Raw genomic sequence first — 18,939 nt, forward strand, 5'->3', positions numbered from 1 at the left:
CACGGCCCCCGCCACCCCGGTCAGTCGGGTGGCGGGGGCCGTGGTTGTTCGTCCAGGGCGGGTCAGCTCGCGCGGTGCTCGGGGTGCAACGTCTTGAGCGGCACCGGCGGCGCGCCCAGCGGCGCGTCACCGTCGGGCAGCTGCGCGCGGCGAGTGTCGGCGTCGCGCACCGCGGAATCGGTCGACGCCCACTTCATCTCGCGAAGCAGCCACAGGGGCCGACCGCCGCCGGGCTCGTCATCCGCTGACGCCTGCTTCTGCGCGGCGATCTGGCTGACGGCCGGGGCGACCGCGGTCTTCGGCTTGCGCCGCACGGTGGTCCGCCGGCGGTGGCCGGTCTCCGCGTGGCCGTCCTCCAGGCGCTCCTGCCACGTCTTGACCGTGACGTCGATCAGGACCAGGCGGTTGCTGCCCAGGCGGCAGCGGGCGGCGGCGTCCTTGCCCGCACGGCCGGTGTCGTGCGGCACGGCCTTCGGCGTCTTGGTCCCGAGGCCGGTGATCGGTACCCACGTTTTGCAGTCGGGGCAGACCAGCGAAGCGCAGGCGGGATGCAAGTCGTATTGGTGGGGCTTGAGAGTGGAGAGGGCCAGCGCCGGGCGGGCGGTGACGGTGCGGGAGCGGGTCCGGCTCCGGCGGGGGCGGGCGGTGCGCTCAAGGGTCGAAGCAGACATCTGAACTCCTACGGAGTGGCGGGGCGGGGGTCGCGATGCTCTCTCCGCCCTCCGGGTCGCACGGCGCAAGGCCGGCGTCCCGCAGGACAGACAGCGCACAGCGCTGCGACGTGCATGCATTCGTCGCGGCCGTCAGGCTCCGGAGGAGTTCGATGGTGCTCTCGCGTCCTCAGCGAGCTGAGGACTACTCCGGCCGCCCCGAAGGGCGGACGACTACTGCGGTCGAGCGAAGACGGGCGATCCGAACCTCGCTAACGAGGTAACTGTGAATCATCATCGTTAACGATGTCAAGTAGCTCGTTAACGATGTAAAATGATCCTCCTCCATCCGGCCAGGCGATCGGAACCTCGATAGCCCGCGGTCGTAGGATCGCTAACGAGGTAAGGAGTCCTGCATGACCAGTGAGGAGAAGGGCGCGAGAGAGCGGCCCAAGTACCGGCGCATCGCGGACGACTTGAAAGCCGCGATCGAATCCGGTGAGTACGGACCCGGTGATCGGCTTCCAGGGGAAAGCGCGCTTGCCGCCCAGTACGACGTCGCAGTCCTCACCGCCCGCCAGGCCCTGAAGATCCTCCGGACTGAGGGCTTGGTAGAGACGAAGAAGGGCGCTGGTGCGCGCGTGGTCTCGTTCCGCGCGATCCGTCGGCATGGCATCCAACGGCTGTCCCGCAGTCAGTGGGGGGCTGGTAAATCCATCTGGTCCGCTGACGAAGAACGCCCGGTCACGATCGATGTCCGCGTCGACACCGTGGCCGCGCCGCAGCATGTCGCCCGAATGCTGGAGGTAGACGAAAACGAGATGGTTTGCGCTCGGTCCCGGCGCTTCGTGCTGGACGACAGGCCAGTCATGCTCGCGACTTCGTACCTGCCTCTCGGCCTGGCCGAAGGTACCGCGATCACGCACGTGGACACCGGTGAAGGCGGCACCTACGCCCGACTCGCTGAGATCGGGCACGCGCCCGCTCACTTCCGCGAAGAGATCCGATGCCGACTGCCCGTGGCTGAAGAGGCCGAAGGGCTGGCGATGCCCCTGGAGCGTCCTGTCGTCAAGCTGTGCCGCACAGCCTTCGACGCCGAACTCCGGGCCGTGGAGGTGAACGAGATGACCATGGACAGCGCGGCGTACGTGCTTGAGTACGCGTTCGATGCCTGAGCACACCAACTCGTTCACTTCGAGGCCCTCCACCGACTGGTCGTCTCGTGGTGCCCATCACACTCGGGCCGGACAGGATGAACCATCACGGGGGCTTGCCCAAGCTCGTACGCACCGCCATTCACGCGTTTTCAACATCCGCGTATACATGCGATTTGCAGCCCGAGCCCTACGCTCGCGGCCATGACGATGACGGAGGGGCAGAGGGTGGGGAAGCAGCGCGCTGGGTGGAGGCCGGACCGGCTGCGGGAGCAGCGCGAGGCCCACGGCCTGACCCTGGAGAGGGCTGGCGAGCGGCTCCGAGAAGTCGCTGAGCGAGCCAAGCTCAAGGGCATTCCCGCTGCAAATCCGCAGACCTTGTGGCAGCACGAGCAGGGGGAGGTCTACCCCGGTCCGCACTACCGGCGCGCCTACTGCCTGCTGTACCGAGCGACCGAACCGGACCTCGGTTTCCGTGCCGCACTGCCGGGGGAGGAGACGTCCTTCAAGCTCACGCCGATGGATGACCGCTTCAACGGCTCGCATGTCTTGGCTGTTGAGCGCGCCATTCACCGCATCGCGCCAGGCTCCGACGAATCCGACCACTTCGATTTGCAGCAGCGGATCATTGACGCGTGGAAGCGCCGTCACACAGGGGGCGACCCTCACCGTCCCGTGCTCATCCTGGTCGGCGGCTTCGCGGGCAGCGGTAAGACCGAGCTCGCCCGCTTCTTCGTTCAGCTCACAGGCTGGCCGCTGCTCGACAAGGACCCGCTCACTCGCCCGCTCGTGGAACGTCTCCTGGTCGCGCTGGGCGGCGACGCGAACGACCGGCACACCAAGCTCTACCGCGAGAAGGTCCGGCCCGTGGAGTACGACTGCCTGATGCAGTCGGCAATGGCCAACATCAAGTGCGGCATCTCCACGGTGTTGACCGCGCCGTTCATTTCCGAGATGACCGACTCGGACTGGATGCAGCGCCTGGCCAACCGCGCGGGCTCGATGGGGGTCGACGTCTTCCCGGTGTGGGTTCGCTGCGACGAAGAGTCGATGCGCGAGTACATCGGATTCCGCTCAGCGGCCCGGGACGCGTGGAAGCTCCAGCGGTGGGACGAGTACATGGCCACGATCGACCTCGACCTGCGCCCGGCGATGCCCCACCTTGTCGTCGACAACCGGCTGGGGACCGCAGTGACGCTCGCGGACCAGGCCCGGCATGCAATGGGGATGATGTACACGTGAGCCCGAAGCAGGGTGTGATCCTGTACGGCCCGCCGGCCTCGGGCAAGGACACCGTCACCACCGCGCTCAGCGAGCTGGGCTCCAGGTACGCGCAGTTCGCGCGGCTCAAGGTCGGGACGGGGAAGTCGGTCGGCTACCGGATGGGCACGACGGAACAGCTGCGCGAGCTGGAGGCTGCGGGCGACGTCGTCTACGCGAATCACCGGTACGGCAACACGTACGCCATCGACGCGCCTGGCCTGGACGCCGCGTTCGCAGCCGGGGTACCGGTGGTGCACCTCGGGCAGGTCGACGGCATCCGAGCGTTGGTCGGCGGCTATCCGGCCGACTGGTCGGTGGTGCTGCTGTGGTGCCCGCGCGAGGTGACCGAGCAGCGGTCTGCGGGGCGCGGCGACAGCGATACCGCGGCGCGGCTGGCGGCGTGGGATGCGACCCGCGAGGACCTGGACGCGCACCCGGGGAGGACCTGGGACCTGACCGTCGACACCACGGAGGCGACCCCGCAGGAAGCGGCGCGGCTCATCGACCATCTGCTGGCGCAACGGGCAGGGGCGGCGACCGGATGAGCGTGGGCTATGGCTGGGCGAGTCGGTCCAGGGCGTCGGTGAGCGTGAGCTCGCGGTCGTCCTTGGCCTCGTTCCAGCGGGCCAGTGTGGACGCGGCCGCACGCAGCATCTCCGGCGGAAGTCCGGCGGCCGCGAGCGCGTCGGCGGCCTCTTCGAGCTCGGGACCCCAGCGCCACGCGCGGGCCGCGGTCTTGGCGACGTACTGCGGCTCGGACAGGTACGAGTCGGTGCGCCGGGAAGCGACCTCAATGAGCTCCTGGTCGACGCCGTGCTCACGCGCCATGCCGACCGCGAGCGCCACCAGCACCCGGCTCGTCTTCTGGAACGCGGCGTACGCCAGCTTCAGCCCGGACGCCTTCCCCACCTCAACGCCCAGCACCGCCGCCCGGACCCCGGTGCCTGAGAACAGGGCCTCGATGCGCGCGGTCGCATCATCCGGGCCGGACAAGTACAAGGTCGGCGACTTGCCGCCTACCGGCGGGGAACCGACGACACCGCCGTCAACGACGATCGCGTCCGGTTCGAGCAGCGCGGCAATCAGATGCGTCCGCACGGGGTTGATGGCATTCGCCTCCACATACACCCCGGCGAAGCGGTACCCGGCGACCTCACGGGCCAGGTCCTCGGCCGCGGCCGGCGGGCAGAGGCTGATGACGATGTCGCTGCGGTCCAGCAGCTCGGCCAGCGTCGCCACGGACGTCAGCCCGAAGCGGGCGGCGCGCTCCACCGAAGCGGTGCTGCGCCCGGTCTCGCACCACAGGACGTCGGCCGCGTTGGTCGCGGCGCAGGCGGCGACGGCGGCGCCCATGCTGCCGGGGTGGAGGATCCCGACGGTTGGCTGGTCCACGGTGCTACTCCGTCTCTGCGAGCAGGATGGTGATGGCGTCGGCGACGTCGTCGACGACGTGGTGCGCGGCGGGGAGTCCGTCGGGCCATGGGCGGCCGCGCAGCCAGATGGTGCGCAGGCCGGCTTGGTGGCCGCCGCTGACGTCTCCGGTCGGGTTGTCGCCGACCATCCAGCCGCCGTCCGCGAGGCTGACGCCGCATCGGGTGGCCCCGAGTTCGAAGAGGCGTCGGTCGGGCTTGCGGATCTCCAGGTCGCCCGAGGCGGCGACGCCGTCGACCAGGTCGGCGAGGCCGGTCCCGGCGAGCTTGGCGCGCTGGATGTCGCCGGCCCCGTTGGTGATGACGCCGATCGTCCATGCGGCCGCCCGCAGGCGGGCCAGGCCCTCGAGGACTTCGGGACGACAGGTGACGGCGGCCGCCATGAGGTCGACGTACGCCTGCCACAGCTCGGCGGCCGGCGCTTCCAGTCCGAAGACTTCCCGCAACCGGACGAAGTCGCTGGTGGTCGCGCGGTCGAACAGCTCGGTGCGCAGCCACTGTTCAGCGTCCGGAGCGAGAGCGTAGGCGCGGCACAGTCCGGTCACGGCGTCGCTGAGGGCCGACTGCCGGTCGATCAGCGTGCCGTCCAGATCGAAAAGCGCGAGGCGGGGCACGGACATGAACCCTACCGGGCATCGCATGGTGTATCTTTCGAGGAGACATCGATCTTGAGAGGGTGTGCCGTGACCGACTCGGACCGCTTGAAGCGGGTCGACGCCCTACTGGACGACGTCCTCCCACCGCCACCTGTGCGCGCGAAGCTGCGCCGCGCGGCTGGCCTCACGCAGCAGGAAGTGGCGGAGGCCGTAGGAGTGAAGCGTCTCGCCGTGGCCCGCTGGGAGCTGGGACAGACCCACCCCCGACGTCCACACCGAGCTGTCTACATGCACCTGCTCAACCGCCTCGCGGAGCGCTTCCCCGAGGCCGCTGATGAGGGCATGCCGACGCCGGCCTCGGAATCAAGGGGGTCGGGGTGACATAGCGCCACCGGCCGCGCGCGCCAGACAAGTGGAGTGGCATCCACTGTGGCCTCGCGCGGCCCGTCTCGCCGACCAGACTCAACGTCTCGGTCGGCCGCCCAGTCTCCGGTTGGCCCCGGCCCTGGGCTTCCAGCTCATCGAGCTGGCTTTCATCCAGTAACTGCAACACCGGTCCGGAAGTCCCTGGCAGGGGACTTCGACCAGTCCGTTCCATCAGCCCTGGCAGGGGCCTTTGGAACACCCGTCCGAGTCACCAAGAGAGAGAACAGGAGGTCGCCTCTGGCTCTTCGTCCGGTCGCCCGCTCCTCCCGGAGGGGGCTACCACCCACATCCGCATCGCACATCGCACACAGAAGTTGGTGTCCCCGTCATAGTGCACGACCTGGTGTCTCCTTGTCAGCTCGACAGTGCCCGATTCACACCGGTTCAGGGCACTCGTACTTCCCGCGTGACGGGATTCGCACGCCGTGTTTGCCCTGTTCACGGCATTAGTCGCGAAGTTCCGTCCTGTTCCGAGGGGCGCGTGCAGGGTCTCGCCGTTCCTCGGGGACTGTCCGCGAATCTGTCCACAGGCGACCTGATCCACGGTCGCCGATTCGAGGTGGTCCGGTGAGCGGGGCGTCGGCCGTGGTGACGGTGCCGGCTCCGCGTTCGTCGGCTGAGGGAATGCCGGTGCGTCGGCAGCGGGTGAAGGTGCCGCTGCGCCTGGTGACGTCGCCGTTCTACGCCGATGTCGCGTTGTCGGTGTATGTGAAGGTGGCGGCGCTCGCTGCGCGGCCGGAGGGCTGTGAGGCGAAGGCGGAGACGGTCGCTTCGTATCTGGGGTTGTCGAAGGGAACGGTGGAACGCGGTCTGGCGCTGCTGGCGCGGCCGGGGCCTGACGGTGTGGTGGAGATGGTCTCGGAGCGCCGGACGCGGCCGGGCGGGCGGGGGCTGTCGGCGGTTCGGCGGACGCGGCCGGTGGGCCGGGGGGAGTCGTTCGTGTGGCTGCCGGTGGCGGCCGCGGAGGATCTCACGCCGCGGCAGTTGCGTGCCTTCGCGGTGATCGTGTTCGCGCAGAAGCGGGGCATCGCGCTGACGGAGGGAGAGCTGGCGGGGCATCTGCGGCACTACTCGGGGCGGAGGGCCGGGCAGTGTCTGACGGTGTCGGCGGCGGGTGAGGTCGTGGACGGGGTGGAGGCGGCGGGGTGGGTTACGGTGCGGCGACGCGCGGGTGCGCGGGGCCGGCACCAGTTCCTCGCTCACGACCTCATCCCCGCCCCCACCCCCGGGGCCACCGATGTGACGGACGCGGCTGCACCGGCCGGTCCGGTCGGTCCGGTCGGTCCGGCGGCTTCCTCGGCGTGCTCGCCGGAGAGCGCAGCGGGGGGTTCTGTGCCGTTGGGGAGTTCTGTGGTTGGTGAGGGATCGGGTTCGCCGGTTGGTGAGGGATCCCTCGCGTATAAGGAATCACCTAGGACTGACTCACCTGATGACGAGCGCGCGCCTTCCTCACCCGCCGTAGGCGAGGTAACGGTAGTAGGAGCGGTGGAGAACCCCGCTGACGCGAAGGCGCGTACGAGCGCGGCGGGTGGTCTCGCGCTTCGCGCGGAGGGGAAGACCCACTCCCCCTCGACGCCGAACAGCAAAAAGCGCAGCAACAGCGGAGCGTCGGCGCGGCCCGCGTACGGCGGGCCGCAGATGTCGATGACCGCGCAGATCTACGCGGTCCTGGAGCCGGTGCACTGGCTGCTGGCACGGGTGGGCAACCCCTTCGTGGAACGAAAGATCGCCCGGGAGGTCGGCCGCCAGCTGCGGGCCGGAATGGACGCGGAGCGGCTGCGCCATCGGCTGACCGCCCGGTTCGCCGCGGCCTCCCCCTCGCAGATCCGGGATGCGGGCCGCTGGCTGCTGGGAGTGGCGCTACCGCGCTGGGGCTGCGGGCACTGGGACTGCGAGTCCGGGGTGCTCTGGTCGAGCGGCCAGCGCTGCGCCGTGTGCCAGGACATCGTCGCCGACCGTCGTCGGGCCCGGCGCCTGGAGCAGGGCCTGTGCCCGGAGCACGGCACCAAGCCCGGCACCTCCGGAGCCTGTCCGGACTGCGAGTTGCAGGCGGCCGACGAGGACGCGGCGGCCGCGCTGTCGGGCCCGCGTGAGCTGGAGGGCCCGCCGCGTGGCTCCTGCGGCGAGTGCGGGTGCCGGATCTTCCTGACCGGCCGGGCGCTTGAGGACGGCCTGTGCAAGGCGTGCCGCCAGGAAGCCGGGACCTCGGCGGCCGTCGGCGCCGCCCAGGAGCCGCAGCACGGGAGGTGTGCGGGCCTGGACGGGGTGCCGTGCGGCCGCCCGATGCTGCCCAGCCGCCTGGTCTGCGTCCGGCACCGTGCCGCGGAACTGACCGCGGCACCATGCCGGATGTAGACGTTGTGTCAATCCCGCCGACCCGGGGATCAGTGACACGACGAAACCCCGCGAGGTGCTTCGTGGGGTCCATCCCCGCGGGTGCGAGGAGCACTCAGCGTATCTGGTCAAGGCTTCGCTTGAACCAGGACCATCCCGCTCGCGCGGGAAGCACCGACCCGCAGCCCCGCCACTCCGTCCGTGAGGAGGGACCATCCCCGCTCGCGCGGGGAGCACTGACGGATGAGGTTGCTGTTGTAGAGCCCGACGGGACCATTCCCGCTCGCGCGGGAAGCACCGGCCCGGACGGTCCACGATCCCACCGAACAGGGGACCATCCCCGCTCGCGCGGGGAGCACACTGACCTGCACAACTGGGCAGTTCGCGACGGCGGACCATCCCCGCTCGCGCGGGGAGCACGGCTCAGTGTCGAGCCGGGCACCTTCGTGGTCGGGACCATCCCCGCTCGCGCGAGGAGCACCATCAAGAGTCCCGGCCGGTGCGGTCGGGGCAGGGACCATCCCCGCTCGCGCGGGGAGCACCTGGTCGATGCGCATGTGGTGATCTTCCTCGTGGGACCATCCCCGCTCGCGCGGGGAGCACCCACGTCGCAGTTGTCGGCGGGGAGGTCGCTGGGGACCATCCCCGCTCGCGCGGGGAGCACCGGCTGCACGTCCTGCCGACGAACATCGACATGGGACCATCCCCGCTCGCGCGGGGAGCACTACCTGTTCAAGAACCAGGACGGGAAGGCCCGGGGACCATCCCCGCTCGCGCGGGGAGCACTACCTGTTCAAGAACCAGGACGGGAAGGCCCGGGGACCATCCCCGCTCGCGCGGGGAGCACACGAGGTCGCCCCACTCGCCGGTGACCATCTTGGGACCATCCCCGCTCGCGCGGGGAGCACTGGACGCAGCTTCAGTCGGACCTGCCGACGGCGGGACCATCCCCGCTCGCGCGGGGAGCACGCCTCACGAACCGCCTTCTCCGCCTCGGACTCGGGACCATCCCCGCTCGCGCGGGGAGCACAGCACCCCCGCCGCGCCGACTCTCGTCGAGCCGGGACCATCCCCGCTCGCGCGGGGAGCACCTGCAGACAGCAGCCGCTCTCGCGCTGCTCGGGGGACCATCCCCGCTCGCGCGGGGAGCACCGGTGGGTTCCGGGGCTGCCCGGCTCCCCTCGCCGGACCATCCCCGCTCGCGCGGGGAGCACCCCTGATCCGGCCGCCTGACGGGAACGTCCCCGGGACCATCCCCGCTCGCGCGGGGAGCACTCTTCCTGACCTGCGGTTCTATCCGGCGCCGGTCACGTTTTCCGCCACTTTCACAGAGTCCGGCGAATGCCGCATACGAGTCCTTCCGCTTAGATCGGGCGTATGCAGGGGCTGTGGGCTCTCATCGTATAGAGAAGCTCTGCCGACGTGCCCTTGTGCACGAAACCGCGAGCACTGCGGGGAGTAGCCGGCTCCCAGCCGCCGGGCAGGCCGTAGCTCGGGGACCGTCCCCCGTATGCACGGTGAGTGCGTCGTCCTGGGGGACGGCGGCGCGATTGAGCGGGGGAAGGCCATCTCTGCGTGTGCGAGGGCGGCGGGTGTTGCCGTGTGGTGGGGGGAGGTTTCCTTGTTTGGCTCTCGTACTGCACGTTTTAGGTGTATTCATCTGGTGTGACAGGTGTGGGGGGTGCTCGTGCTGGTCTGCGGAGCAGGCTCGGCGGGCCGGTGCTGACGGTGTGGGCGAAGTACGACCGTGATTTTGAGGGCTGGCTGCCGTTGTGGCGGCATATGGAGGACAGCGCGGCCGTGGCCGGGTTGTTGTGGGACTGGTGGCTGCCGGTGAGTGTGCGGCGTCTAATTGCCTCTGGGCTGCCCGGGGGTGAGGCCGATGCCCGGTCTCTGGTGGTGTGGCTCGCCGGGGTGCATGACATCGGGAAGGCGACGCCTGCGTTCGCCTGCCAGGTGGAGCAGTTGGCTGGGCGGATGCGGGAGCAGGGGCTGGAGATGCGTTCCCGGGAGGCGATGGGTGGGGATCGCAGGCTTGCGCCGCACGGGCTGGCGGGGCAGGTGCTGCTGGGGGAGTGGTTGGAGGAGCGGTTCGGGTGGCCGGTTCGGCAGTGTGGGCAGTTCACGGTTGCGGTGGGTGGGCATCATGGGGTGCCGCCGGAGCATGGGCAGGTCCGGGCGCTGGAGGATCGCGGGGATTTGTTGCGTGCTCCGGGTGCCGAGCGGGTGTGGCGGCGGGTGCAGGAGGAGTTGCTTGAGGCGTGTGCTGCTGAGTTCGGGGTGCTGGGGCGGCTGGAGGGCTGGCGGGGTGTGCGGCTGCCGCAGCCGGTGCAGGTGCTGCTGGGCGCGGTGGTCATCGTTTCTGACTGGATCGCGAGTAATCCGGAGTTGTTTCCCTACTTTCCTCAGGGGGCGGGCCGCAGCCATGAGGAGCGGGTGGCTGCCGCGTGGCGGGGGCTGAGTCTTCCTCGGCCGTGGAGCCCGCCCGAGCCGGCCGAGAGTGCGCAGGAGCTGCTGGCGTCTCGGTTCGGTCTGCCGGCGGGGGCGCGGGTGCGGCCGGTGCAGGAGGCCGCGGTGGAGCTGGCCCGGTCGTTGGAGGAGCCCGGGTTGATGGTCATCGAGGCGCCGATGGGGGAGGGGAAGACGGAGGCGGCGCTGGCTGCGGCGGAGATTGTGGCGGGGCGGTCGGGTGGGGGCGGGGTGCTTTTTGCGTTGCCGACGATGGCCACGGGCAATGCGATGTTCCCGCGGCTGCTTGAGTGGCTCAGGCGCCTGCCGGGGGAGGGCGGGGCGTGCTTGTCCGTGCAGTTGGTGCATGCGAAGGCGGCGCTGAATGAGGATTTGGATGATCTGGTGGAGTGGGGTGCGCGCATCGCGGCGGTCGAGTCCGATGCGGAAGAGGGGGCGGCGTGGCGGCCGTCGCGGGCGGTGTGGTCGTGCGAGGCCCGGCTTGTGGCGCATACCTGGCTGCGGGGCCGTAAGAAGGCGATGCTGTCGTCGTTCGTTGCCGGCACGATCGATCAGCTGCTGTTTGCGGGCTTGAAGAGCCGGCACCTGGCGTTGCGTCATCTGGCGGTGGCCGGGAAGGTCGTGGTGATCGATGAGGCGCACGCCTACGACACGTATATGAGTGTCTATCTCGACCGGGTGCTGTCGTGGCTGGGGGCTTATCGGGTGCCGGTGGTGGTGTTGTCGGCGACGTTGCCGGCGGGCCGGCGGCGGGAGCTGGCTGAGGCGTATGCGGGAAGCGGCGCCATTGAGGGCGGGGGCGGTTTCGATGCGGTGGGGGAGTGCGGTGAGTATCCGCTGCTGACTGCGGTGGCTCCGGGTGGCGTGCCTGTGATGCGGCGTCCCGCGGTGTCGGGCCGGGGTGCGGAGGTGGCGGTGGAGTGTCTCGAGGATGATCTGGATGCTCTGGCTGACCGGGTGGGGGCGGAGCTGGCGGATGGTGGCTGTGCTCTGGTGGTCCGTAACACCGTGGGGCGGGTCCTGGAGGCTGCCGGGGTGCTGCGGGCGAGGTTCGGTGCCGGGAGTGTCACGGTGGCGCATTCGTGTTTCCTCGACCTGGACCGGGCGGCCAATGACGCGTGGCTGCTGGAGAGGTTCGGGCCGCCGGGGAAGGCTGCGGGCCGGCCGGTGGGTCCGCATGTGGTGGTCGCCAGCCAGGTGGCTGAGCAGTCTTTGGATGTGGACTTTGATCTGCTGGTCACGGACCTGTGTCCTGTCGATCTCCTGTTGCAGCGCATAGGGCGTCTGCACCGTCATCCGCGGCCCGATGCGGGGCAGGGGCAGCGGCCGGAGCGGCTGCGGAGGGCTCGCTGCCTGATCACGGGTGCTGACTGGTCCGGGGAGGTGCCCCGCCCGGTGCGGGGTTCGGTTGCGGTGTACGGGGCGTGGGGGCTGTTGCGTTCGGCTGCTGTGTTGTGGCCGTGGCTGGTGGGCGAGCGGGCTGCGGTGCGGGTGCCTGAGGACATCAGCCCGCTGGTGCAGGCGGCCTATGGTCAGGGTCCGGTGGGGCCGGAGAGCTGGGCGCAGGATCTGGCCGAGGCGCGGGCGCGGTTTGAGGAGGTGCGTGCGCAGCAGGCCGAGGGTGCGGCGGCGTTCCGTCTCGGACCTGTTGGTCGTGCGGGCCGGCCGTTGTTCGGGTGGGTGGCGGCGGGTGTGGGAGAGGCGGACGATACGCGGGCCGGACGGGCGCAGGTGCGTGACAGCCGCGAGAGTCTCGAGGTGGTCGTGGTTCAGCGGCGGGCCGACGGGACGCTGGCGACGGTGCCGTGGCTGGGGCGGGACCGGCGGGGCCGGCAGCTGGCCGGTCTGGTTTTGCCGACGGATCAGGTTCCCTCGGCGCTGGCCGCGCGGACGGTGGCGAGTTGCGGTCTGCGGCTGCCGAGCCAGTTCTCCTTTGCCGAGGTCCTGGACCGGGCTGTCGAGGAGCTGGAGGAGCTGTACATACCGGCCTGGCAGCACAGCCGTTGGCTGGCCGGGCAGCTGGTTCTCGCGCTCGATGAGGATTGTCAGACCTCTCTGGCAGGGTTTTCGCTCCGATACAGCCCAACAGATGGCCTTGAGGTGACACGTGCCTGAATTACGCGACACGCCCGACGGCGGGGGTGCCGTCTCGTTCGATCTGACCGCCTGTGCGTGGATTCCGGTGCTGTGCGGCGACGGCATGCAGCAGGAGTTGTCGCTGAGCGAGGTGTTCGCCCGGGCCGGCCGGCTGCGGCGGATCGTGGGGGATGTGCCCACCCAGGAGTTCGCTTTGCTGCGGCTGCTGCTGGCCCTCGCCCATGACGCGGTGGACGGGCCACGCGACATCGACCACTGGGCTGAGCTGTGGGCCGATCCGGACTGTTTCGCCGTGGTGGGGCCCTATCTGGCCGAGCACCGGGACCGGTTCGATCTGCTCGATGCGCGGGCGCCGTTCCTGCAGACCGCCGGGCTGCGCACGGCCAAGGATGAGGTGTTCTCCCTCAACCGGATCGTGGCGGACGTGCCCAACGGGGAGCCGTTTTTCACCGCGCGGATGCCCACGGTGGAGCGGCTGGGTTTCGCTGAGGCCGCCCGGTGGGTTGTGCACGCGCACGCGTACGACACCTCCGGCATCAAAAGCGGTGTGGAGGGTGATGGGCGTGCCAAGGACGGCAAGGTGTATCCGCTGGGTGTCGGCTGGGCCGGGAACCTGGGCGGTGTCCTCGCCGAGGGAGCCACACTGCGCGAGACGCTGCTGTTGAACCTCGTCGCGGGGGACACCAGCGGTCTGCACACCGGTGACGGCGACCGTCCGGCCTGGCGGCGTGAGCCGTGCGGCCCCGGCGGCGGTGAGCGTACACCGACGGGCGTGCGGGACCTGTACACGTGGCAGACGCGGCGGGTGCGGCTCCACTTCGATGACCGTGGCGTGCACGGTGTGGTGCTCGGCTACGGCGATCCGCTCACCCCGCGCAACAAGCACCGGTATGAGCCGATGAGCGGCTGGCGGCGCAGCGAGGCGCAGGAGAAGAAGCACGGCCAGGCGCTGGTCTACATGCCGCGCGAGCACCGTGCGGAGCGTGCCGCCTGGCGGGGGGTCGCTGCGCTGATCGCCGACCGGGCCGAGGCCCCGCAGGGCAAGGACGCCCCGGCGGCCCTGCGGCCCGGGGTGCTGGAGTGGGTCGCGCGTCTGGTGACCGAGGGCGAGCTGGAGCGGGGATTGTTCATCCGGGCCCGCACCATCGGCGCCCAGTACGGCCCGAAGCAGTCGGTCATCGACGACATCATCGACGACCACGTGGACATGGCTGTGGTCCTGCTCCATCAGCAGGACCGTGTGTGTGCCCAGCAGGCCATCGATGCTGTCGCGGACGCGGACGCGGCGGTGGGTGCGCTGGGGAGTCTTGCCGCCAACCTGGCCCGGGCCGCCGGCACGAACCCGGATGCGGCCCGCAGCGCGGCCTGGGAGCGTGGCTATGGGCTGCTCGAGGACCCCTACCGCCGGTGGCTCGCCCGCCTGGGCACCGCGGATGACCCGTATGCGGAACGCGCCGCGTGGCAGCGGCAGGTCCACCGCGAGATCAGCCGCTGCGGTGACGTGCTGATGTCCCGGGCGGGGGACGCGGCCTGGCAGGGCCGCATCATCACGGTCAAGAACGGCACCGAGTGGCTCAACTCCGCCCTCGCCGGCAAGTGGTTCCACTCCGCCCTGCACAAATCCCTGGGCGTGCCCGCCCTTCCCCAGACGCCGGACGACGGGACGGCACCGTCGGCCCACACCACCGCAGAGGCGCACACATGACCACCCTGACCTCCCCGCCCACCGTCCGGTCCCAGGTTGCCCAGCTGGCCGGCCGCCGCATCAGCACCTGGCAGCGCGACTACCTGGCCGACACTCCCGCAGCAGTCGCCGCGCTCGCCCGGCTGCGCCGCGGCGCCGGACGCGAGGCCGGACAGCTCCCCGACCTGTGGGACCTGGTCGACACCGCGCCCCTGCACGATGTGCCGGAAGGTGCCCGGCCGCTGAGCGAGAGGCAACTGGTCTGCGCGGAGGACGCCCTGCACACCGCCATGACCCTGTGGGCCCTGCACCAGCAATCCCGCCCCGCGGGCATCCACCAGCCCGGCAACCGCAGCCACCAGCGGGGCCTGGGCGCCGCCGTGCACCGCATGATGCAGCAGAGCGAGGTCAACGAGCCTCTCCGCAAGCGTCTGGTCCGCGCGGGCACCGCCCCCGACCTGACCGCCCTTGCTCAGCGGCTGCGGGACATCGTCGTCCTGCTGCGCCGCGAGGACATCGCCCAGGACTACGCGCTGCTGGCCGGGCAGCTCTACACCTGGCAGCAGGAGGGGGGAGCCGACACCGTTCGCAGGGAATGGGGCCGCTCCTTCCACGCCTGGCACGAGCCCGCCCCCGACGAGGACACCACCGCCGGCACTGCGCCGGACACCGGCGCCGCCGGCACCTCCAGTTCTTCGACCCACGACAAGGACGCCTCGTGACCCGTCTCTTCCTCGACATCCACGCCCTGCAGACCGTCCCGCCCAGCAACCTGAACCGCGACGACACCGGCGCGCCCAAGACCGCCGTCTACGGGGGAGTGCCGCGGGCCCGTGTCTCCAGCCAGGCGTGGAAGCGGGCCACCCGCACCTGCTTCGCCGACGAACATCTGCTGGACCCCGCCGAGCTGGGTGTGCGCACCAAGAAGGTCGCTGAGGCCCTCGCCGAGCGGATCCGCGCCTCGGATCCCTCCATCGGTGAAGCGGACGCGTTGCTGCTGGCGGCCGAGGTCATCCAGACCGCCACCGGCTCCGTCATCGAGGTGCCCAAGCGCAGCAAGAAGACCGCAGACGCCGAGGAGACCGACCAGGCGCCGAGGTCGAAATATTTGATGTTCCTCAGCTCCCGGCAGCTGGACGGCCTGGCCCAGGTCGCCATCGAAGGCGCCGCCGACATCAAGAGCCACCTCAAGGACAAGAACACCAAAGCCCGCGCCAAACACATCGCCGACACCCGGCACTCGGTGGACATCGCTCTGTTCGGACGCATGGTCGCCGACTCCAGCGACATCAATGTCGACGCCGCGGTGCAGGTGGCCCACGCGTTGAGCGTCCACCGTGCGGAGACCGAGTCGGACTACTACACCGCCGTCGACGACCGGAACACCGACGCGGAGCCCGGCGCCGGCATGATCGGCACCGTCGACTTCAACTCGGCGACGCTCTACCGCTACGCCGCCCTGGGCGTCCACCAGCTCGCCGAGAACCTCGGCCAGGGGCTGCGTGAGGACGAACCGCGCACCGCCCCGGTGCGCCGCGCGGTCGAGGCGTTCCTCCACGGCTTCATCGCCTCCCTGCCCACCGGGAAGATCAACACCTTCGGACACCACACCCTGCCCGACGCAGTGATCGTCAAGCTGCGCACCACCCGGCCCGTGAGCTTCGTCGCCGCGTTCGAGGAACCGGTGCGAGGCGACCAGGGCGGCCACGTACGGGAGGCCGCCGAGCGCCTGGCCGGATACGTCCCCGACATCGAACGCGCCTACGCCGGGCAGGAGGCCACACCGGCCTGGGTGCTGCGCGTCGGACCGAACACCCACAAGCTCGCCGCGCTCGGCACCGAGTCGGAAAACCTCAGCGAACTCGTCGCAGCTGTGGGACAGGCTGTCGCGGAACGCCTGGAGAAGCCCGCATGAGCGTGCTCACTCTGCGGCTCGCCGGCCCCCTGCAGTCGTGGGGGGCCTCCGCCCGCTTCGCCCGCCGCACCACCGAGTCCGCACCGACCAAGAGCGGCGTGGTGGGCATGCTGGCCGCCGCGGCCGGTATCCAACGCGGCGATGACCAGGGCCTCACCCCGCTGGTCGCGCTGCGGTTCGCCGTACGCATCGACCAGCCCGGCACCCGCGTGCGGGACTTCCACACCGCCCACCACCAGACCACCGGCAAAGCCATGCCGCTCTCGGAGCGCTTCTACCTCGCCGACGCGGTCTTCGTCGCCGCCCTCGAAGGAGACCGCACACTGCTGACCACGCTGGACGCCGCCGTGCGGGCCCCGGTGTTCGCGCCGTTCCTCGGACGCCGCTCCTGCCCACCCGCTCTCCCCCTCGAGCTTGGCCTCCACCACGAAGCCGACCTCGACGAGGCCCTGCAGACGGAGCCGTGGCAGGCCTCGGCGTGGTACCGCCGACGCTTCCGCGACCAGGAGCACATGTCCCTGACCGTGCTGCGCGAGGCACACGCCGACGAGCAGCAGGCCGACATGCTGCGGGACCAGCCGCTCAGCTTCGCCGCTGAGCACCGCCGCCACGCCCTGCGCACTGTGGTCAGCGACTCGGTAGAGATCCCCAACCCGGACGCGCGCCGGATCCCGCCCGGGCATGACCCCTTCGATGCTCTGGAAGAGGAGAGCGCCTGATGTTCCTCACCCGCTTCCGCGTGAACTCCGCGCGCCCCGGAGCCCGCCGCATCCTGTCCTCCCCCCAGGCCATGCACGCAGCGGTGATGTCATCCTTCCCCGGCCTGCTCCCCTCCGACACCCCCGCTCCCGGGGCCCCGCGGGTGCTGTGGCGCCTCGACTGCGACGCGCGCGCCGAGGTGCTGCTGTACATCGTCAGCCCCGACCGTCCTGACCTGACCCACCTCGTCGAGCAGGCCGGCTGGCCCGCCGCGGCAGACCCGGCCTCTCCCGGCTGGCAGACCAAGCCCTACAGCCTGCTGCTCGACCGCCTCACCCAAGGCGACCGGTGGGCGTTCCGGCTGACGGCGAACCCGGTCCATCACATCCGCCGCAAGCAGGACGAGCCGAAAAAGCGCACCGCCCACCTGACCCCCGTACACCAGATGGGCTGGCTCCTTGACCGTCAGGAACACGGCGGCTTCCGCATCCTCGAGAAACCCGAAGCCAGCCGGCTGCTGCCCAGCGGAACAACCGACACAGGCCACCGGCACCACGGCGACCGGTACGAACTGAGCGTCCGCGACAAACGAGCCCTGTCCTTCAACAAGGACCGCAGTTCCACGCCCCGGGGGCGTAAGCCGCCCGTCACCCTGGTCACCGTCACCTTCGACGGCCACCTCGAAGTAACCGACCCGGAGGCTCTGCGCCGCACCCTCACCGTGGGTCTGGGCAAAGGGAAAGCCTACGGCTGCGGCCTCCTCACCCTGGCACCGCTCTCTGCCACCCAGGTCAGCCGGTGACAACAATCTCCCAGCGCACCGCGCTTTCTCCTCGCCACCTGACCCGCGTCGGCGAACGGCTGTCCTTCGTCTACCTTGAGCGCTGCCTGGTGCACCGCGACGCCAACGCCATCACTGCACAGGACGCCGACGGCACCACCCACATCCCCTCAGCGACGATCGGCACCCTCCTTCTGGGCCCTGGCACTCGCGTCACCCACCAGGCCATGAGTGTCCTGGCCGACAGCGGGGCCGCAGTCTGCTGGGTAGGTGAGCAAGGCGTCCGCTACTACGCCAGCGGCCGGGCCCTGACCCGCTCAGCCGCACTTGCCGAGGCACAAGCCCTTCAGTGGGCGAACACCCGCAGCCGGCTCGCTGTCGCCAGAGCCATGTACCAGCTGCGGTTCCCCGACGAAGACCCCTCCGGCCTCACCCGGAAGGAACTCCTGGGCCGCGAGGGACGCCGCGTCAAAGACTGCTACCGCACTCAGTCGTCCCGCACCGGCGTCCCCTGGCATGGCCGGCACTACACCCCCGGTGACTTCTCCAGCGGCGACGCCGTCAACCAGGCCATCACCGCAGCAGCCCAATGCATGTACGGCATCGCCCACGCTGTCGTCACCTCCCTCGGCTGCAGCCCAGCGCTCGGCTTCGTCCACTCCGGACACGAGCTCTCCTTCGTCCTCGATATCGCCGACCTCTACAAAACGGAACTGGGTATTCCTCTGGCGTTCGACATCGCTGCGGAGGATGAGGAGGACATCGGCCCCCGCCTCCGCCGGGCCCTACGCGACCGCATCCACGAAACCTCTCTGCTGGACCGCTGCGTCACCGACATCAAACGTCTTGTGCTGCCGCGCACGGACAACTGGCACACCGCCGACGGTGACGATGACACCGTGACTGTTCAAAGCGATGACGGCCTTCACCTCAGCGCCGGGCGCAACCACAGCCCCGAGCCTGGCAGCGCTGGCGGGGGGATGACCTGGTGACCGTCATCGTGCTGACCAACTGCCCTCCAGGTCTACGGGGCTTCCTCACCCGCTGGCTGCTCGAGATCTCCGCCGGCGTCTTCATCGGAAACCCATCCGCGAGGATTCGTGGTCTGCTGTGGGAAGAGGTCCAGCGATACGCGGGAGACGGCCGTGCCCTCCTCGCCCACACCACGAACAACGAGCAAGGCTTCTCGTTTCACACTCACGACCACAGTTGGCGCCCCGTCGACCACGAGGGGCTGACCTTGCTTCGCCGTCCCGGCGTCCAGGAGTCAGCAGGAGCGGGCGGCATGAAGAAGGGCTGGAGCAAGGTGTCCAAGCGGCGGCGTTTCGGGAAGGGCTGAAGTCGGCCTACGTAATTTCGTGCTCAGATGGTCACTTATGAACGCTTCGTCGGAATCCGTGAAAGTGGTTCAGAACGGTGCCTGCTGACGACAAAGCTGCAG

Annotated in this window: 16 protein-coding genes and 1 CRISPR repeat array; of the genes, 13 read left to right on the forward strand and 3 right to left on the reverse strand. The window is 70.1% G+C overall.

What is annotated here, in order from left to right; genetic code table 11:
* Positions 1 to 62: 62 nt before the first annotated feature.
* The gene (locus ACFYMO_RS30735; RefSeq protein ID WP_388550544.1) at positions 63 to 671 is read right to left on the reverse strand and encodes a hypothetical protein; all 609 of its coding nucleotides are present in this window, start codon (positions 669 to 671) and stop codon (positions 63 to 65) included.
* Between the two features lie 395 nt (positions 672 to 1,066).
* On the opposite strand from ACFYMO_RS30735, the gene ACFYMO_RS30740 reads away from it, so the two are divergent.
* The 3 genes from ACFYMO_RS30740 to ACFYMO_RS30750 all read left to right on the forward strand — a co-directional run bounded on the left by ACFYMO_RS30740 (position 1,067) and on the right by ACFYMO_RS30750 (position 3,612).
* On the forward strand, positions 1,067 to 1,825 hold the full coding sequence (locus ACFYMO_RS30740; protein WP_388550547.1) for a GntR family transcriptional regulator: 759 nt from the start codon (positions 1,067 to 1,069) through the stop codon (positions 1,823 to 1,825).
* 183 nt (positions 1,826 to 2,008) lie between these two features.
* Positions 2,009 to 3,046: an AAA family ATPase gene (locus tag ACFYMO_RS30745; protein WP_388550549.1), complete on the forward strand. Its 1,038-nt coding sequence runs from the start codon at positions 2,009 to 2,011 to the stop codon at positions 3,044 to 3,046.
* On the forward strand, positions 3,043 to 3,612 hold the full coding sequence (locus tag ACFYMO_RS30750) for a guanylate kinase (protein ID WP_388550552.1): 570 nt from the start codon (positions 3,043 to 3,045) through the stop codon (positions 3,610 to 3,612). Before ACFYMO_RS30745 ends, ACFYMO_RS30750 begins: the two co-directional genes overlap by 4 nt.
* A gap of 7 nt (positions 3,613 to 3,619) precedes the next feature.
* On the opposite strand, the gene ACFYMO_RS30755 is transcribed toward ACFYMO_RS30750, so the two are convergent.
* Together ACFYMO_RS30755 and ACFYMO_RS30760 are read right to left on the reverse strand one after the other, a co-directional pair.
* Positions 3,620 to 4,459 carry a DUF1932 domain-containing protein gene (locus tag ACFYMO_RS30755; protein ID WP_388550555.1) on the reverse strand — a complete coding sequence of 280 codons (840 nt, stop codon included), beginning with the start codon at positions 4,457 to 4,459 and terminating at the stop codon, positions 3,620 to 3,622.
* A gap of 4 nt (positions 4,460 to 4,463) precedes the next feature.
* A complete protein-coding gene (locus ACFYMO_RS30760; protein ID WP_388550558.1) occupies positions 4,464 to 5,117 on the reverse strand; it encodes an HAD family hydrolase in 654 nt (217 codons plus the stop codon).
* A gap of 129 nt (positions 5,118 to 5,246) precedes the next feature.
* Between ACFYMO_RS30760 and ACFYMO_RS30765 the strand changes: the two genes are divergently transcribed.
* The 10 genes from ACFYMO_RS30765 (at position 5,247) to cas2e (ending at position 18,837) form a co-directional block, all read left to right on the forward strand.
* Positions 5,247 to 5,474, forward strand: coding sequence for a helix-turn-helix transcriptional regulator (locus ACFYMO_RS30765; RefSeq protein ID WP_388550680.1), 228 nt, complete (start codon positions 5,247 to 5,249; stop codon positions 5,472 to 5,474).
* Between the two features lie 1,530 nt (positions 5,475 to 7,004).
* Positions 7,005 to 7,874, forward strand: coding sequence for a hypothetical protein (locus ACFYMO_RS30770; protein ID WP_388550561.1), 870 nt, complete (start codon positions 7,005 to 7,007; stop codon positions 7,872 to 7,874).
* Between the two features lie 125 nt (positions 7,875 to 7,999).
* Positions 8,000 to 9,128: direct repeats of the CRISPR family, unit length 29 nt; unit sequence GGGACCATCCCCGCTCGCGCGGGGAGCAC.
* Positions 9,129 to 9,635: 507 nt separating this feature from the next.
* Positions 9,636 to 12,437, forward strand: coding sequence for a CRISPR-associated helicase Cas3' (gene cas3 / locus ACFYMO_RS30775; protein WP_388550683.1), 2,802 nt, complete (start codon positions 9,636 to 9,638; stop codon positions 12,435 to 12,437).
* Entirely contained in the window at positions 12,430 to 14,124 is a 1,695-nt protein-coding gene (gene casA, locus ACFYMO_RS30780) for a type I-E CRISPR-associated protein Cse1/CasA (protein ID WP_388550564.1), read from the forward strand. The genes cas3 and casA overlap by 8 nt, the downstream gene beginning before the upstream one ends.
* Positions 14,121 to 14,825, forward strand: a complete 705-nt coding sequence (casB, locus tag ACFYMO_RS30785; protein ID WP_388550566.1) for a type I-E CRISPR-associated protein Cse2/CasB — start codon at positions 14,121 to 14,123, stop codon at positions 14,823 to 14,825. The genes casA and casB overlap by 4 nt, the downstream gene beginning before the upstream one ends.
* Positions 14,822 to 16,018, forward strand: a complete 1,197-nt coding sequence (gene cas7e / locus ACFYMO_RS30790) for a type I-E CRISPR-associated protein Cas7/Cse4/CasC (RefSeq protein WP_388550569.1) — start codon at positions 14,822 to 14,824, stop codon at positions 16,016 to 16,018. Before casB ends, cas7e begins: the two co-directional genes overlap by 4 nt.
* Positions 16,015 to 16,737, forward strand: coding sequence for a type I-E CRISPR-associated protein Cas5/CasD (gene cas5e / locus ACFYMO_RS30795; protein WP_388550572.1), 723 nt, complete (start codon positions 16,015 to 16,017; stop codon positions 16,735 to 16,737). Before cas7e ends, cas5e begins: the two co-directional genes overlap by 4 nt.
* Entirely contained in the window at positions 16,737 to 17,519 is a 783-nt protein-coding gene (gene cas6e / locus ACFYMO_RS30800; protein ID WP_388550575.1) for a type I-E CRISPR-associated protein Cas6/Cse3/CasE, read from the forward strand. The genes cas5e and cas6e overlap by 1 nt, the downstream gene beginning before the upstream one ends.
* Entirely contained in the window at positions 17,516 to 18,490 is a 975-nt protein-coding gene (cas1e, locus tag ACFYMO_RS30805) for a type I-E CRISPR-associated endonuclease Cas1e (RefSeq protein WP_388550578.1), read from the forward strand. The genes cas6e and cas1e overlap by 4 nt, the downstream gene beginning before the upstream one ends.
* The gene (gene cas2e, locus ACFYMO_RS30810; protein WP_388550581.1) at positions 18,487 to 18,837 is read left to right on the forward strand and encodes a type I-E CRISPR-associated endoribonuclease Cas2e; all 351 of its coding nucleotides are present in this window, start codon (positions 18,487 to 18,489) and stop codon (positions 18,835 to 18,837) included. The genes cas1e and cas2e overlap by 4 nt, the downstream gene beginning before the upstream one ends.
* Positions 18,838 to 18,939 lie beyond the last annotated feature (102 nt).

This window comes from Streptomyces sp. NPDC007025, from assembly GCF_042869455.1.
In the GTDB taxonomy this organism is placed as follows: domain Bacteria; phylum Actinomycetota; class Actinomycetes; order Streptomycetales; family Streptomycetaceae; genus Streptomyces.

Excerpts from the sequence above, each read along its gene's own strand:
- ACFYMO_RS30735 (WP_388550544.1), bottom strand. The coding sequence starts at position 671 with ATGTCTGCTTCGACCCTTGAGCGCACCGCCCGCCCCCGCCGGAGCCGG.
- cas5e (WP_388550572.1), top strand. The coding sequence starts at position 16,015 with ATGAGCGTGCTCACTCTGCGGCTCGCCGGCCCCCTGCAGTCGTGGGGG.
- cas6e (WP_388550575.1), top strand. The coding sequence starts at position 16,737 with ATGTTCCTCACCCGCTTCCGCGTGAACTCCGCGCGCCCCGGAGCCCGC.
- ACFYMO_RS30760 (WP_388550558.1), bottom strand. The coding sequence starts at position 5,117 with ATGTCCGTGCCCCGCCTCGCGCTTTTCGATCTGGACGGCACGCTGATC.
- casB (WP_388550566.1), top strand. The coding sequence starts at position 14,121 with ATGACCACCCTGACCTCCCCGCCCACCGTCCGGTCCCAGGTTGCCCAG.
- cas3 (WP_388550683.1), top strand. The coding sequence starts at position 9,636 with ATGGAGGACAGCGCGGCCGTGGCCGGGTTGTTGTGGGACTGGTGGCTG.
- ACFYMO_RS30745 (WP_388550549.1), top strand. The coding sequence starts at position 2,009 with ATGACGATGACGGAGGGGCAGAGGGTGGGGAAGCAGCGCGCTGGGTGG.
- ACFYMO_RS30740 (WP_388550547.1), top strand. The coding sequence starts at position 1,067 with ATGACCAGTGAGGAGAAGGGCGCGAGAGAGCGGCCCAAGTACCGGCGC.